Origin of the sequence: Pandoraea nosoerga (assembly GCF_902459585.1) — a bacterium.
In the GTDB taxonomy this organism is placed as follows: Bacteria; Pseudomonadota; Gammaproteobacteria; order Burkholderiales; family Burkholderiaceae; genus Pandoraea; species Pandoraea nosoerga.
Window position 1 is genome coordinate 1 of sequence record NZ_CABPSC010000004.1, and the last position, 13,917, is coordinate 13,917.

At 67.3% G+C, this 13,917-nt stretch carries 12 protein-coding genes; 9 read left to right on the top strand and 3 right to left on the bottom strand.

Translation table 11 applies throughout. The annotated features are described in order from the left end of the window. The 3 genes from PNO31109_RS06775 to PNO31109_RS06785 form a co-directional block, all read left to right on the top strand. The coding region (locus tag PNO31109_RS06775; RefSeq protein WP_150555129.1) for an NAD(P)(+) transhydrogenase (Re/Si-specific) subunit beta at positions 1-85 on the top strand (85 nt) is incomplete at its 5' end. Between the two features lie 97 nt (positions 86-182). Continuing rightward, the gene (locus tag PNO31109_RS06780) at positions 183-1,133 is read left to right on the top strand and encodes a LysR family transcriptional regulator (RefSeq protein WP_150554863.1); all 951 of its coding nucleotides are present in this window, start codon (positions 183-185) and stop codon (positions 1,131-1,133) included. A gap of 564 nt (positions 1,134-1,697) precedes the next feature. After that, positions 1,698-2,972, top strand: a complete 1,275-nt coding sequence (locus PNO31109_RS06785) for an MFS transporter (protein ID WP_150554864.1) — start codon at positions 1,698-1,700, stop codon at positions 2,970-2,972. A gap of 90 nt (positions 2,973-3,062) precedes the next feature. On the opposite strand, the gene PNO31109_RS06790 is transcribed toward PNO31109_RS06785, so the two are convergent. After that, positions 3,063-3,821 carry a 2-keto-4-pentenoate hydratase gene (locus tag PNO31109_RS06790; RefSeq protein WP_150554865.1) on the bottom strand — a complete coding sequence of 253 codons (759 nt, stop codon included), beginning with the start codon at positions 3,819-3,821 and terminating at the stop codon, positions 3,063-3,065. A gap of 351 nt (positions 3,822-4,172) precedes the next feature. Here PNO31109_RS06790 and PNO31109_RS06795 point away from each other — a divergent pair, with 351 nt between their 5' ends. Next, the gene (locus PNO31109_RS06795) at positions 4,173-4,856 is read left to right on the top strand and encodes a GntR family transcriptional regulator (RefSeq protein ID WP_241013805.1); all 684 of its coding nucleotides are present in this window, start codon (positions 4,173-4,175) and stop codon (positions 4,854-4,856) included. Positions 4,857-4,965: 109 nt separating this feature from the next. Here PNO31109_RS06795 and PNO31109_RS06800 read toward each other — a convergent pair whose 3' ends face one another. Further along, positions 4,966-5,640, bottom strand: a complete 675-nt coding sequence (locus PNO31109_RS06800; protein ID WP_150554867.1) for a GntR family transcriptional regulator — start codon at positions 5,638-5,640, stop codon at positions 4,966-4,968. 221 nt (positions 5,641-5,861) lie between these two features. Here PNO31109_RS06800 and PNO31109_RS06805 point away from each other — a divergent pair, with 221 nt between their 5' ends. The 5 genes from PNO31109_RS06805 (at position 5,862) to mdtD (ending at position 12,539) form a co-directional block, all read left to right on the top strand. Further along, a complete protein-coding gene (locus PNO31109_RS06805; protein ID WP_150554868.1) occupies positions 5,862-6,641 on the top strand; it encodes an enoyl-CoA hydratase-related protein in 780 nt (259 codons plus the stop codon). Between the two features lies 1 nt (position 6,642). After that, positions 6,643-7,887 (top strand): CaiB/BaiF CoA transferase family protein, encoded by a 1,245-nt coding sequence (locus PNO31109_RS06810; protein ID WP_150554869.1) that lies wholly within the window; start codon positions 6,643-6,645, stop codon positions 7,885-7,887. A gap of 307 nt (positions 7,888-8,194) precedes the next feature. Beyond that, the gene (locus PNO31109_RS06815; RefSeq protein ID WP_150554870.1) at positions 8,195-10,060 is read left to right on the top strand and encodes a glycoside hydrolase family 15 protein; all 1,866 of its coding nucleotides are present in this window, start codon (positions 8,195-8,197) and stop codon (positions 10,058-10,060) included. A 274-nt stretch (positions 10,061-10,334) separates the two neighbouring features. After that, complete coding sequence (locus PNO31109_RS06820) at positions 10,335-10,973, top strand: FlxA-like family protein (protein ID WP_150554871.1); 639 nt, start codon at positions 10,335-10,337, stop codon at positions 10,971-10,973. 66 nt (positions 10,974-11,039) lie between these two features. Then, entirely contained in the window at positions 11,040-12,539 is a 1,500-nt protein-coding gene (gene mdtD / locus PNO31109_RS06825) for a multidrug transporter subunit MdtD (RefSeq protein WP_150554872.1), read from the top strand. 9 nt (positions 12,540-12,548) lie between these two features. Here the strand turns inward: mdtD and PNO31109_RS06830 are convergent, their stop codons facing one another. Continuing rightward, positions 12,549-13,811 carry an ABC transporter substrate-binding protein gene (locus PNO31109_RS06830; RefSeq protein WP_150554873.1) on the bottom strand — a complete coding sequence of 421 codons (1,263 nt, stop codon included), beginning with the start codon at positions 13,809-13,811 and terminating at the stop codon, positions 12,549-12,551. Positions 13,812-13,917 lie beyond the last annotated feature (106 nt).

Sequence of the window (13,917 nt, forward strand, 5' to 3'; positions counted from 1 at the left end):
CGAACTCTTCTATCTCGACAAGACGATGATGGTCTTCGGCGACGCGAAGAAGGTCGTCGAGGAGATGGTCAAGGCCGCGGCCTGACCGGTGTGTCACGCGGTGCGCCGCCGGGAGCGGCGCACCAGGGCCAGCCGAGCGGTTCCGGCGGCTCGTTCGCTCACTTCTGCAGGGCACTAAGCACATGAACGTATCGCTGAGACAACTCAAGGTCTTCATGGTCGTGGCGCGCAGCAAGAACTTCAGCCGCGCGGGCGCCGAAATCGGCCTGACACAACCGGCCATCAGCCGCTGCATCAACGAACTGGAAGGCCAGCTGGGGCTGCGTCTGGTCGATCGCACCACGCGCGAAGTCGCGCTCACGGATGCCGGCGTCACGCTCGCGGGCAACCTCGATCGCGTGCTCGACGAGCTCGAGATCGCGCTGCTCCAGACGCATGGGGCCGAAGCGCGCACGACCGGGCGCGTGCGCATCGGCGCGGCGCCGACCATCTCGGCCACGCTCATGCCGCGCGTGCTGCTCGCCTCGCATGCCACTTATCCGGACATTGCGCTCGCGCTCGTGGACCAGATGCAGCGGGCGGTGCTCGACAGCGTTCGCGCGGGCGACGTGGACTTCGGCATCGTGGTCGCCCCGCAGGGGGCCGACGACCTCACGACCGAGACACTCATGAGCGAGCCCTTCTGCCTCGTGTGTCGCAGCGACCACCCGCTGGCCTCGCAGGGCGCGGTGCATTGGTCCGAGCTGTCCGGCGAGAACCTCGTGCTGCTCAACCAGAGTTCGGGCAGCCGCCCGTTGATCGATCGTGCGCTTACCACGCAGCGAGTGCAGGGCAACATCACGCAGGAGCTGGGCCACGTGAGCACGATCTTCCGCATGGTGCAGGAAGGACTGGGCGTGAGCGTGCTCCCGCCGCTTGCCTTGCCGCTGCCGGAAAATTCCACGCTCGCCGTGCGGCCGCTGCTGCCCGCGTTCGAGCGCACCATCGTGCTCGTGCGCCGCAAGAACCGTTCGCTCTCGCCCGTTGCGCATACTGTCTGGGAGCTGATTCACCGCGTGGTGCGCGAGCGCAACAAGGGCTTCGCGCTCGACGCCGAACGCCTGATGGCTGCCACAACGGTTTCCGTTAGCTGAATCCGCATTCGAATCAAGGGCTTGGCAGCATCTTCAAAGGCTTATCCACAGACTTGAACACAAAATCTGTGGATAAATCGGCGAGCGTTGCGCGGCGACTGCCCGCGGCGGCGCGCGACTGACGCCTTTCGCCAAAAACGCCATATCGATCAGTCGCTTGGCGAAATTGCTCAATTCGTTGTCCACAGCGTTGTGAACAAAAACGGTGGATAACTTTGGCGCGCCTGATGCCGGCACGACGCCGTCGGGATCGCTCCCTTTCGACTCTCCTCCGACTCTCCTCCGACTCTCTTCCGATTCTCTTGCCACTCTCGCCCCGGGGGGGCTGCGGTGGCCAGGCGGTGCCGCGCCGGTTACCCCTGACTGGCGGCCGGCTTTTTTCAATGCCGCGTTGACGCGCGCCGGGCCCGCATTGCGCCGGTCGTTGCCTGCAATGACACGCCGGCTGCGCTAGAATCTGTCTATTCGCGGATGGCGCCCCGCGCCGGCAATCCGTCGATGGTCTCCCCCAACGACGACGCGCACGCCTGCGCTGCGCCATCGTCCTCATCTGTTTCGAAATCCATGACTTCTCAACCTGTGAAGCCTCGCAGCGGCTTTTGGCCCGCGCGCGCGGCGACCATGGCCTTGCTGTTCTGCAGCGGCTTTCTGTATGCGACCTGGGGCGTGCACGTGCCGACGGTCAAGGCAATGTTCGATCTGAACGATGCCAATCTTTCGGTGGCCATGTTCGCCATCGCGGGCGGCGCCATCGTCACGATGTCGCGCATGGCGCGCTGGGTGGGCCGCTCCGGCAGCCAGCGTGCGAGCCTGCAATCGGGCATCGCGCTGGCAGTCACGAGCGCGTTCATTCTCTCGATGCCGAACTACTGGGCGCTGGTGGGCTGGCTGGCGCTGTACGGCGCCGCAAACGCCACCTACGACGTGGCCGTCAATGCACAGGCCGCCACGCTCGAGGCGCGCTATCGCCGGCCGATCATGGCCTCGCTGCACGGTTGCTTCAGCCTTGGCGGCATGGCCGGGGCGCTGGTGGGCGGCGCGTGGCTCGCGCATCACGGTTCGCCGCAGTGGCACGTCGGTCTGGCCGCGCTTGGTTGCGCGATGGTCATCGTCATCGGGGCGCGTTTCATGCAGCCGGACATGCTGCCGGGCGAAGCGCCGGTGACGGCGGGCGCCGGCGCCGATGAGCCGACGGTCAGTGCGCCGCAAACCCCGGCGAGCAAAGCGTCTGCGCGGGCATTGGACGAAGCCGGGCGGCGCAGGCTGCATCGCCGCCTGACGGGCTTCGGCGTTCTCGCATTCCTCGGGCTCGTGGTCGAAGGGGCGATGTACGACTGGACGGCTGTGTACATGCGCGAGGTGGTGGCCGCGCAAGGCGCGTGGATCGGCGCGGGCTACGCCGCGTTCTCGCTCGGCATGGCCGGCGGACGCTTCGGCGGCGATCCCGTGCGTGCGCGCATGGGCGGCGCGCGTCTGTTGCGCCTGAGCAGCCTGCTGTGCGTGGGCGGGGTGCTGCTCGCGCTGCTGTGGCGCGCCCCGGCGGCCGCCGTCGCGGGCTTCGCGCTCGCCGGGCTTGGCCTGTCGAACGTCATGCCGGTGATGTTTGCCGCATCGGGCGAAGTGGCGCGCGGCGCGGGCATGGCCAGCGCCGAAGCCATCGCGGTCATGGCGCGCCTGGCGTATCTCGGATTGCTCGTCGGCCCTGTGGTGATCGGCGCCATCGCGCACGGCATCAGTCTGCCCGTGGCGCTCGGTGCAGGACTGCTGTGCATCGTGCCCATCGCGCTGCTCGCGCCGAGGATGCTCGCGGGCGCGGACGGGCGCACGCCGCAGCGCTGAGTGCCGCGACGCGGCAAGGCGAAGGCGCGGGCAATCGCCCGAGCGGGCGGGCGACGGGAAGAGGATGCCTGCTCGGGGCGTCCGGGCGCCTCACGTGAGCGTGACCGACGCCTCGCCAATGCCGTCGATGGCGCCGCGCAGCACACCCCTTGCCGTGGCCGGAATCATGCCGACGTAGGAACCGCACGTGACGATGGCGCCGGCTCGCATCGTGATGCCGCGCTTGCCGTTGTGATTGACGAGCCATGTGAGCAGCGCGCGCGGATCACCCGCCGGGTTGCCGGTGCGCGCCGGCGTGATGTCGTGGCCGTCGAGCGAGAACGCGACCTTCGGCGTGAGGTAATCGAGCGACGCATCGTAGTCGCGACCACTGCCGAGCACCAGCGCGCCGTTGTTCTGCAGATCGGCCAGGGCGAAGCGCTTGTCGAGATCGGTCGACGCGAACCGGCTGTCGGTAATCTCGATGGTGACGAGGGTCTCGCCAACGAACATGAATGCTTCGCGCTCGTCGTAGCGGCCCGGCTTGATGTCGCGCGACAGGCGAAAGGCGATTTCCAGTTCGAGGCCCGGGCGGAAAAACGCGCGCAGGGCGAGCGCACCGCCGGCGTTGCTCACCGCCGAGGCCGGGATCGGCGCGCAGTTCGGCAGATCCGTCGGGTGCTTCGCGCCCACTTTCCACGCCGCGATTGTCTCGCCGAGCAGATCGAGCGTGCGCAGTTGCACGGCGTAGGCGGCATCGGCGTCCACGGGAAGCAGTGCCTGTGCGGGGGCGTCGATCGGCGTGTCGCCGCGGCGGGTATCGGCCAGCAACTGCGCCAGCGATTCGATGGCGGCTTGGGTCTCGGACATAAGGGGTGTCTCCGGAAAACGGGGAAGGAACATCGGCGTGGCGGCGGCCTCGGGCGGCCGCGATGCAGCCACATCGTATACAAAATCCGATCTTCGTTGCGCACTGCAGCGAACGTGCCGTCTACTCAGTGAAAACCACACCGAACGTAGTCAAAAGGACATTGATCTGCGAGAATCGGAATACGTAATATTTCGTAATATTTCGTGCGGCATGGCGACGGTCGGGCGCGACGCGGATCGATGGATGCCCATGAAAGTGCGGTGCCTGCAGTCGATGTTTCCCTTCTTCGAGCGAACACCCTTGCCGAGCCTATGCACTCCGTGACCCTGAACGCCGTAAGAGAACACGCCATGCATCCGCCGCCGGATGGCGGCGCGGCGCAACCCATCAGCCGTCAGGCGCTGCATCACGCGGTCATGGACCGCCTGCGCAGGATGATCGCCGAAGGTATCCTGCCGCCGGGCGAGCATCTGAACGAACGGGCGCTGTGCGAACAGCTCGGCGTCTCTCGCACGCCGCTTCGCGAAGCGCTCAAAATGCTCGCGGTGGAGCAGTTGATCGAACTGCTGCCGAACCGCGGCGCGCGCGTTGTCACGCTGTCGGCGCGCGATATCGCCGATGCGTTCGAGCTGCTCAGCGGTCTGGAGGCGCTCGCCGGCGAACTCGCGTGCGAGCGCATCACGCAGGCGGAAATCGACGAGATCCAGGCGCTGCATTCGGCCATGGACGCCTGCCATGCCAATGGGGACCTGTCCGGCTATTTCGACTGCAATCAACGCATTCACGATCGCATCAACGCCGCGGCGCGCAACCCCGCGCTCACGCAGATGTACCAGTCCGTCAATCGGCGACTTCAGGCGCTGCGCTTTCGCTCCAACTTGCACGCCGGCAAATGGGAGCAGGCGATCGAAGAGCACGTTGCCATGCTGCGTGCGCTGCGTCAGCGTGATGGCGGTGCGCTCTCGCGTTTGCTGCGCGGGCACCTGATGGCCAAGTGCGCCACGGTGCTGGCCAACGTGCGCGCGGCTGCATGACGGTACATGACCGTACATGACGAGGCTTCAGCGCCGGCCGCCCTGCACGGTGCCGCGCACGCTCCTGCCATCGGCCGGCCATCTTCCGGCCATCTTCCGGCCTTGTGCATCACGCCGCACGATGCGTGCTCACCAGCCCCTCGTTGAGCATGGCCGCCACATAGGCGTCGGTCTTGCTGCGCAGGTGCGCTTCCATCAACGTGCGCAGGCGTTTGCCATCGCGCCGGCGCAGTAGCGCAAGCATTTCGGCATGTTCGTCGACCGCTTGCCGCCAACGCTCGGGCGTGGGCGTCAGTCGTTCGCGAACGTAGCGCAGGCGGGCATTGAGATTGTGGAAATACTCCGCGAGCGGGCCGTTGTCGGCCATGCGCAGAATGCACAGGTGAATCTGTTGGTTCAGCGCGAAATACGCGGCGTGATCGGTGCGCGAGTACGCGGCTTCCATTTCCGCCTGCAGCTTCGCCAACTCGTCCAGATCGGCGTCTGACGCCTTTTCGCAGGCCTGCTCGCCCGACAGCCCCTCGAGCACGGCCATCACGGCCAGCAGGTTCACCACCTCGTCCACACTCACGCGCGCCACGCGCGCGCGTCGCGTCTGCGAGATCTCCACCAGCCCTTCGTTGGCCAGCCGTTTGAGCGCCTCGCGCAACGGCGTGCGCGAGACCGACAGCTCGTCGCACAGCGCGCGCTCGGACAGCGGCGCACCAGGCCGCAGATCGCCGCGCACGATGCGCGCCTTGAGAGCTTCGTAGGCGGAGGCGTTCAGCGAGGCCGGCGTGGTCATGAGGAAAGAATGTTCGCAATTGGGATGCCAATTTTGGCGATGATTGTCGAAAACGTCAATCGATAGCGGCGGCGGATTCAACGTTAACCCTGATTTTTACGAATTTATACGAATTCTGCTTGCGCCCGAGGGGCTCGGAAAACTATCGTTTACGAAAAATTGGTATACCAAAAAATCGAGTCCGGCCCACATCGGGTGCGCTGGCGTTTGAAGGAGGCAATGTGACATCGACCGTTCTGACCGAGCGAGACGGCGCGATTGCGCTGGTCACGCTCAACCGTCCCGAGAAGCTCAACGCGCTCACCAAGCCGATGTGGCAGGCGCTGGGCGACACGATCCTGGCGTTGTCCGAGACGCCCGAGGTGCGCTGCATCGTGCTGCGCGGCGCCGGTGAAAAGTCGTTTGCCCCGGGCAACGACATCGCCGAGTTCGAGACCGATCGTGCCAATGTCGCGCAGGCGCGCGCCTACGGCGCGCTCATGCATCGCACGCTCGACGCGCTCGCGAACTGCCCGGTACCGCTCGTCGCGATGATTCACGGCATCTGCGTGGGCGGCGGCATGGAGATCGCCTCAGCGTGCGACGTGCGCGTGTGCGGCGAGTCGAGCCGCTTCGGCGCGCCCATCAACAAGCTCGGCCTCGTGATGGCGCATGCCGAACTGTCCGGGCTGGTGCGCCTGCTGGGGCCGTCGCGAGCGCTGGAGATCCTGCTCGAAGGACGGATCTTCGACGCGCAGGAGGCGCTGCGCATCGGACTCGTCACGCGCGTGGTGGCCGACGCCGACGTGACGCGCGAGGCGATGCAAAGCGCTCAGCGCATCGCCGCCGGCGCGCCGCTCGTCGCGCGCTGGCACAAGCGCTTCGTGCGCGAGCTGGCAAGCGGCCGGCCGCTCACCGCCGAGCAGATCGACGAAGGCTTCGCGTGCTTCGGCACGGCCGACTTTCAGACCGGCTATCGCGCCTTCCTCGCGAAGACGACGCCGGTATTCGAGGGGCGCTGACATGAGCACGAGCCACGGCAAGGCTACGCGCGCGAGCGGCCCGCTCCAGGGCGTGAAGGTGATCGAGCTCTCGCACATCATGTCGGGACCGGTGTGCGGCATGATGCTCGCGGACATGGGCGCGGACGTCATCAAGGTCGAGAAGATGGAAGGCGACGACGCGCGTCGCTTTGCGCCGATCCTCGCGCACGGCGAGTCGGCGTCGTTCATGATGCTCAATCGCAACAAGCGCGGCATTGCGCTGAACCTGAAGACCGAGGGCGGCAAGGCGGTGCTGCGCAAGATGCTCGCGAGTGCGGACGTCGTCACCGAAAACTATCGCAAGGGCACGATGGAGAAGCTCGGGCTCGGCTACGAGACGCTGCGCGAGACCAACCCCGGGCTTATCTATTGCGCGATCTCCGGCTACGGCCGCACCGGGCCCTATGCCGACAAGGGCGGTTTCGATCTGATCGCGCAGGGCCTCTCGGGCCTGATGAGCGTGACCGGCGAGCCGGGCCAGGCCCCGATCAAGGCCGGCTCGCCGATCGCCGACATCAACGCGGGCATTCTGGCCGCGCTCGGCATTTCGGCCGCGTATGCGCATCGTCTGCGCACGGGGCAGGGGCAGATCGTCGACACGTCGCTGCTCGAGGCCGGCTTCCAGCAGATGTACTGGGCGGCGGCCAATTTCTTCGCCAGCGGGGAGAATCCGCCGAAGCTCGGTTCCGCGAATCCCACCAGCACGCCCTATCAGGCGTTTCGCACGAAGGACGGCTGGATCAACATCGGCGCGGCCAATCAGGCGAACTACGAACGGCTGCTGCAGGTGCTCGGCGCCCCGGAGATTGCCGGCGACGAGCGCTTCGCCACCAATGCCGGACGCACCGCGCACCGCGCCGAGCTCGTCGAGCGGCTCACGGCCTACCTCGTGCGCGACACCACGCAGAACTGGGTCGAGCGCCTCGACGCCGTGGGCTTGCCGGTCGGCCCGGTGCTGTCGATCTCCGAGGCGGTTTCGCACCCGCAGATCGTCGCGCGCGAGATGGTCGTGCAAACCGATCATCCGCTCGATGGGCCCACGCGCAGCATCGGCCTGCCGATCCGTTTCTCCGAGACGCCGAAATGCATCGGCGGCCCCGCGCCCCGCTTGGGCGAGCACACCAGCGAGGTGCTGCGAGAGTACGGTTTCGATGCGCGCCACATTCGCGAACTGATCGATCAAGGAGCGGTACACGTGCTGGAGGAGGCGCCGGCGAACGTTTGATGTACGGGCGGCGGCGATAACGCGGTTTCACCGCGAGTTGCCGCCCAACGATAAAACTCGCGCGAACTTCCTTGGCGGTGGCCGGTCGCTGTTTGAGCGGGCGCGGCCGGCCATCGGCGACGCCGCCCCGGTCATCACGTCGCAAGGAGGGAAAGCATGACCATTCGCAGATGCCGCGGCAGATGTCTCACTTCAGCGCCGGCCCCATGGCCGCGTGCGGACGACGCGCGTACCATAGGGCTTCACGCGATCGCGTGTCGTGCCGGCGGGCGCGACGCGTCGTTCCTCTCCGTTTCGCGAGGTGAGCATGCCGGCACGAATTGAAGATTACGCAATGATCGGCGACTGCCGCAGCGCCGCGCTGGTCGCGCGCGACGGCTCCATCGACTGGCTCTGCTGGCCGTATTTCGACTCCCCCGCCTGCTTCGCCGCCTTGCTCGGCGGCCCGGAGCACGGCCGCTGGAAAATCGCGCCCGACGATCCGAACGCCACCGTCAGCCGGCGCTACCACGACGACACCCTCATTCTGGAGACGCGTTTCGAAACCGTGGAAGGCTGTGTCGCGGTGATCGACTTCATGCCGCTGCGCGACGGTGCGGCCGAGCTGGTGCGGCTCGTCAAGGGCATCCACGGCAAGGTCACGATGTCGATGGAGCTGATTCTGCGCTTCGACTACGGGGCGTCGGTGCCGTGGGCGCGCGCCCTTGCCGAGGACGACGCCACCGGCCCCGGCATGCGCCTCATCGCCGGCCCGGACAAGGTCGTGGTGCGCACGCCTGTGCCCATCCAGGACGTGCCGGGCAGCCTGCGCGCGCGCTTCGAGGTGGGCGCCGGCGACACCGTGCCGTTCGTGCTCTCGCGCGTGCCGTCGCATCATGCGGACCCGCGCGAGATCGACCCTCACGCCGCGCTGACCGACACCGAGCGCTACTGGCGCACCTGGGCGAGCCGCTGCCAGCTCAACGGCCGCTGGGCCGAGGCCATCCGGCGCTCGCTCATCGTGCTCAAGGCGCTCACGTTCGTGCCGACGGGCGGCGTGGTCGCAGCACCCACCACCTCGCTGCCGGAACAGCTCGGCGGCGAGCGCAACTGGGATTATCGATATTGCTGGCTGCGCGATGCCACGCTCACCTTGCAGGCGCTCATGCTCGGCGGCTACTACACCGAGGCGAGCGACTGGACGCAATGGCTGGTGCGCGCGGTGGCGGGTGCGCCGTCGCAGGTGCAGATCATGTACGGTCTGGCCGGCGAGCGGCGTCTGCCCGAGTGGGAAGTCGGCTGGTTGCCCGGATACGAGGGAGCCCGGCCGGTGCGCGTGGGCAACGGTGCGGTCGGGCAGTTGCAGCTCGACGTCTACGGCGAAGTCATGGACGCGCTGCATCAGGCGCGCCTGGGCGGTCTGCCGCCCGATGACGCCACATGGGAAGTGCAGACGAAGCTCGTGGCGCACCTCGAGACCGTCTGGCGTCAGCCCGACGAGGGCATATGGGAAGTGCGCGGCGGGCGTCAGCACTTCACGTATTCGAAAGTGATGGCGTGGGTCGCGTTCGACCGCGCGATCAAGACGGCCGAGCGTTTCGGCCTGCCGGGGCCGCTCGCGCACTGGCGGCAGCTGTGCAAGGAGATCCACGCGGACGTCTGTGCGCATGGCTACGACCCTGAGCGCAATGCGTTCATGCAGGCTTACGGTTCGTCGGAGATGGATGCGAGCGCGCTCATGATTCCGCTCGTCGGCTTCCTGCCGCCCGAGGATCCGCGCGTGATCGGCACCGTGGAGGCCGTCGAGCGCGAGCTCATGCATGACGGTCTCGTGCAGCGCTATCGCACGAGTCGTGTGGACGACGGGCTGCCGGCGGGCGAGGGCGCGTTTCTCGCGTGCAGCTTCTGGATGGTCGACTGCCTGGTCATGATTGGTCGCCAGCGCGACGCCCGGGCGCTGTTCGAGCGCCTGCTGGCGCTGCGCAACGACGTGGGCCTGCTCGCCGAGGAGTACGACACGCATCACTCGCGTCAGGTCGGCAATTTTCCCCAGGCGTTCTCGCACATCGCGCTCGTGCACGCGGCCATCCGGCTCGACGCCCTCGCCAACGACGATCGCGCCGACGGTGAGGCCGACGACGCCGTCGACGACCCGAGCCTGGAGCACGTGAGCTACCGGGCGATCCGGGCCTGAGGCCGGAGCGATCGGCCCGGGAAGGCGCCTTCAACGCCCGGCGTGGCGGCGTGGCGACTTATCGGCGTATCGACGTACCGACGTCGGCTTATCGGCTTATCGGCGTACCGGTGTACCGGCGTACCGGCGGGCCGGGCTTCGCGCCGAGGCGGGCGCCCACGGAGTCAATCTCGCAGGGCTGCTAAAGAAAACGTGAAGGATGCCGTAGTATCTTTCAGTTCCTTGCATCTTTCAGCCCCTTACGTGCCGGGGCATGCCCCCGGCGCCCCTGTCCATGACGACCATCATCCCGATCAGGGGGAGTGCCACGTCGCGTCTGCTCGACGTCTGGCAGGCCCACATCCAACAACAGCAGGCCGAGCGGGCGCCATCGTCCGCCGCCGGCGCGCGACACGCCACGGCGGCCGGGGAGGCTCCCGGCGCTTCGGCCGCTCAGACAGCTTCGAGCGCTTCGAGTGCCTCGAGCGCCTCGAGCGCCTCGAGCGCCTCGAGCGCGGCCGCCGGCAACGCGGGCGCGGCCGGCGCTGCGTCCGCCGATGGCAGCAATGTCGGCAATGGCGCGGCCGTCGTCGATACCGATCGCGTCAACAGTCTGCGCGAGGCAAACGAAACCGCCAGGCGCGTCGGGCAATCGATTGCCGGAGCAGAGGGCGGCGCTGGCGGGGCAGGCGGGACCTCGGACAGCGGCGGGCTCAGCCCGATCGTCAGCCAGACGATCGAGAAGCTCAAGCAGATGCTCGCCAAGGTCATGGCGCAGCTCGAAGCGGTGCGCAGCAACGACACCATGCCGCCGGACGAGAAGCTGCAGCAGACCACCGTGCTCTCTGCCCAGGCCATGACGATACAGGCCCAGATTCAGGCGCTGATGGATCCGACCAAAACGAAGGGCGCGCGCGTCGACACCACGGCCTGAGCCGCGTTTTACCGGCCGGACCGCCTGCATCGACCTGCGCCGACTCCGGCGAAGCGCGCTAGAATCCTGCTTTCGCTTAATTCTTCTCGGAGGCGACGACGTCCCGCCGCCTCATCCTCGCGCCGCATGAAGCAAGACACGACACTCACCGCTCTGCTATGGATCGTTGCGGCGGGTTTTTTCATGCAGGCGCTCGACACCACCATCGTCAACACGGCACTGCCGGCCATGGCCGCGAGCCTCGGCGAGAACCCGTTGCGCATGCAGCCTGTCGTCGTCGCGTATTCGCTGACCATGGCCATGCTCACGCCGGCTTCGGGGTGGCTTGCCGACCGGTTCGGCACGCAGCGCGTGTATTTCGTCGCGATCCTGCTCTTCGTGCTCGGCTCGATCTGCTGTGCGATGGCGCATACGCTGGCGCAGCTGGTGCTCGCGCGCGTGCTGCAGGGCGCGGGCGGCTCCATGCTCCTGCCCGTCGGCCGCCTCGCGGTGCTGCGCACGTTTCCCGCCGAGCGCTATCTGGCGGCGCTCGCCTTCGTGTCGATTGCCGGACAGGTCGGCCCGATGATCGGCCCGGTGCTCGGCGGCTGGCTCGTGCAGGTCGCGTCGTGGCACTGGATCTTCCTCATCAACGTGCCGATCGGCGTCGTCGGCAGTCTCGCCGTGCGGCGCTATCTGCCGCGCCCGGCCAAGGACGAACTCACCCACACCGGTTTCGACTGGCCTGGCTTCGCCCTGCTCTCGGCCGCGATGGTGTCGTTCACGCTCGCGCTCGACCATCCGTTCTCCGACACGGGGTGGGACGTGTCTGTCGGGCTGGCACTGCTGTGCGTGGCGACGACGCTCGGCTACTGGCCTTATGCGCGCCGCTGCGCGGCGCCGCTGTTTCCGCTGGAACTCTTCGAGACGCGCAGCTTCAGCCTCGGCCTGCTGGGTAATCTGGTCGCGCGCATCGGCAGCAGCGCCGTGCCGTTCCTGTTGCCGCTGCTGCTGCAGGTGGCCATGGGCTACAGCCCCCTCGCCTCGGGGCTGATGATGCTTCCCGTGGCGCTGTCCGGCGTGGTGGTCAAGCGCATGGTCACGCCGCTCGTGCAGCGCTACGGCTACACGCGTTTCCTGATCGTGAATACGGTGGTGGTCGGCGCCTCGATCGCGAGCTTCGCGCTGTTCGGCCCCGGCTGGCCGGTGTGGCTGGGGCTCGTGCAACTGGCTGTCTTCGGCGGCGCGAACTCGATGCAGTTCGCGGCGATGAACAGTGTCACCCTGAAGGATCTCGGCGCGCGCCGCGCGAGCGCCGGCAATGGTCTTTTCTCGATGGCGCAGATGCTGGCGCTGGGGCTCGGGGTGACGATCGGCGGGCAATTGCTTGCCCTGTTCGGTCATCTGGCGGGGCGGGCCGGCGAGGCGGGCGCGAGCGGCGCCGTCGCCGGTTTCCGGTTGACGTTCGTGTGCGTCGGGCTGATCACGCTGGCTTCGGCGCTGGTGTTCCGGCGCGTGGAGGATGCGGCGGCGGCGCGGCGCAGTGGCGGGGCGTCGGGCGCCTCCGCCACCGACCTCAAGCCGTGAGCGCCAGATTTACTTCTTCACCAGCGCGCACTTCGACTCGGCCAGCGGGGCGAACGCCTTGTCGGCCGGAATCGTCTCGAGGATCTTGTACAGATCCCACTCCGACTTCGACTCGGCCGGCGTCTTGACCTGCACGAGCAGCATGTCGTGCACGAGCTTGCCGTCGGCGCGGATCTGGCCGTTGCGAATGACCGGATCGTCGATCTTCATCGACTTGAGCTTGGCCATCACGGCGTCGGCCTCGTCGGTGCCGGCCGCCTGGATCGCCTTCAGGTAGTTGAGCACCGCCGAGTACACGGCGGCCTGCATCATCGTCGGCATTTTCTTGTGCTGCGCGTAAAAGCGCTGCGCGAAGGCGCGCGAACGATCGTCCTGGTCCCAGTAGAAGCCGTTGGTCAGCACCATGCCCTGGGCGTTTTTCAGACCCATGCCGTGCACTTCGGTGATGAGCGAGAGCAGCGGCGTGAAGACCTGCTTGCCGCCCTGGATGATGTTGAACTGCGAGGCCTGCTTGACCGTGTTGAGGGTGTCGGTGCCCGAGTTCGCCAGTGCGATGACCTGTGCGCCGGAGGTTTGTGCCCGCAGCAGATAGGACGACAGGTCGGGCGAGTTCACCGGATGCTTGACCGAGCCCAGCACCTTGCCGCCCTGACGCGTGAGGATTTCGCTCGCGTCCTTCTCCAGCGCCTGACCGAACGCATAGTCGGCGGTGATGAAGTACCACGACTTCAGGCCGCGGCGCAGCAGCGCCTGCGAGGTCGAGTTCGCCAGCGCGTAGGTGTCGTACATCCATTGCACGCTGTGCGCCGTGCACTGCTCGTTGCTGATGGCCGACGAGCCGGCGCCGGTCACGAGCGCGATCTTCTTCTTTTCGTCGGCGATGCGATCGACGGCGAGCGCCACGTTCGAGAACGTGAGGTCCGTGATCATGTCGACCTTGCCGCGGTCGTACCACTCGCGCGCGATGGTGGCACCCGTGTCGGTCTTGCCCTGCGAGTCGGCGGAAACCAGCTCGATGGATGCGCCCAGCACCTTGCGCTCGCGCGAAAAATCGTCGATGGCCATGTTGGCGGCGAGCACGCTGCCTTTGCCGGCATTGTCGCTGGAGACGCCGGACAGGTCGGTCAGCACGCCGATCTTCACCACGCCGTCGGAGATGGCCGCTCCTGGCGCGGCATGGGCGGCGGGCAGGGCGGGGCCGAGCGTGGCCAGGGCAAAGGCCGAAGCGGCGACGGCAATCGTGCGGCGCAGGTGTGCGCTGAAGCTGGGCATGAGTTGTCTCCTGTGTTTCGAATTATGGCGACCGGAAGCGACTGGAAGTGGCCCGGCAGCGGCATCCGCGCGGCCGGCACTCCCCCGGGGCCCGAACATCTTAAAC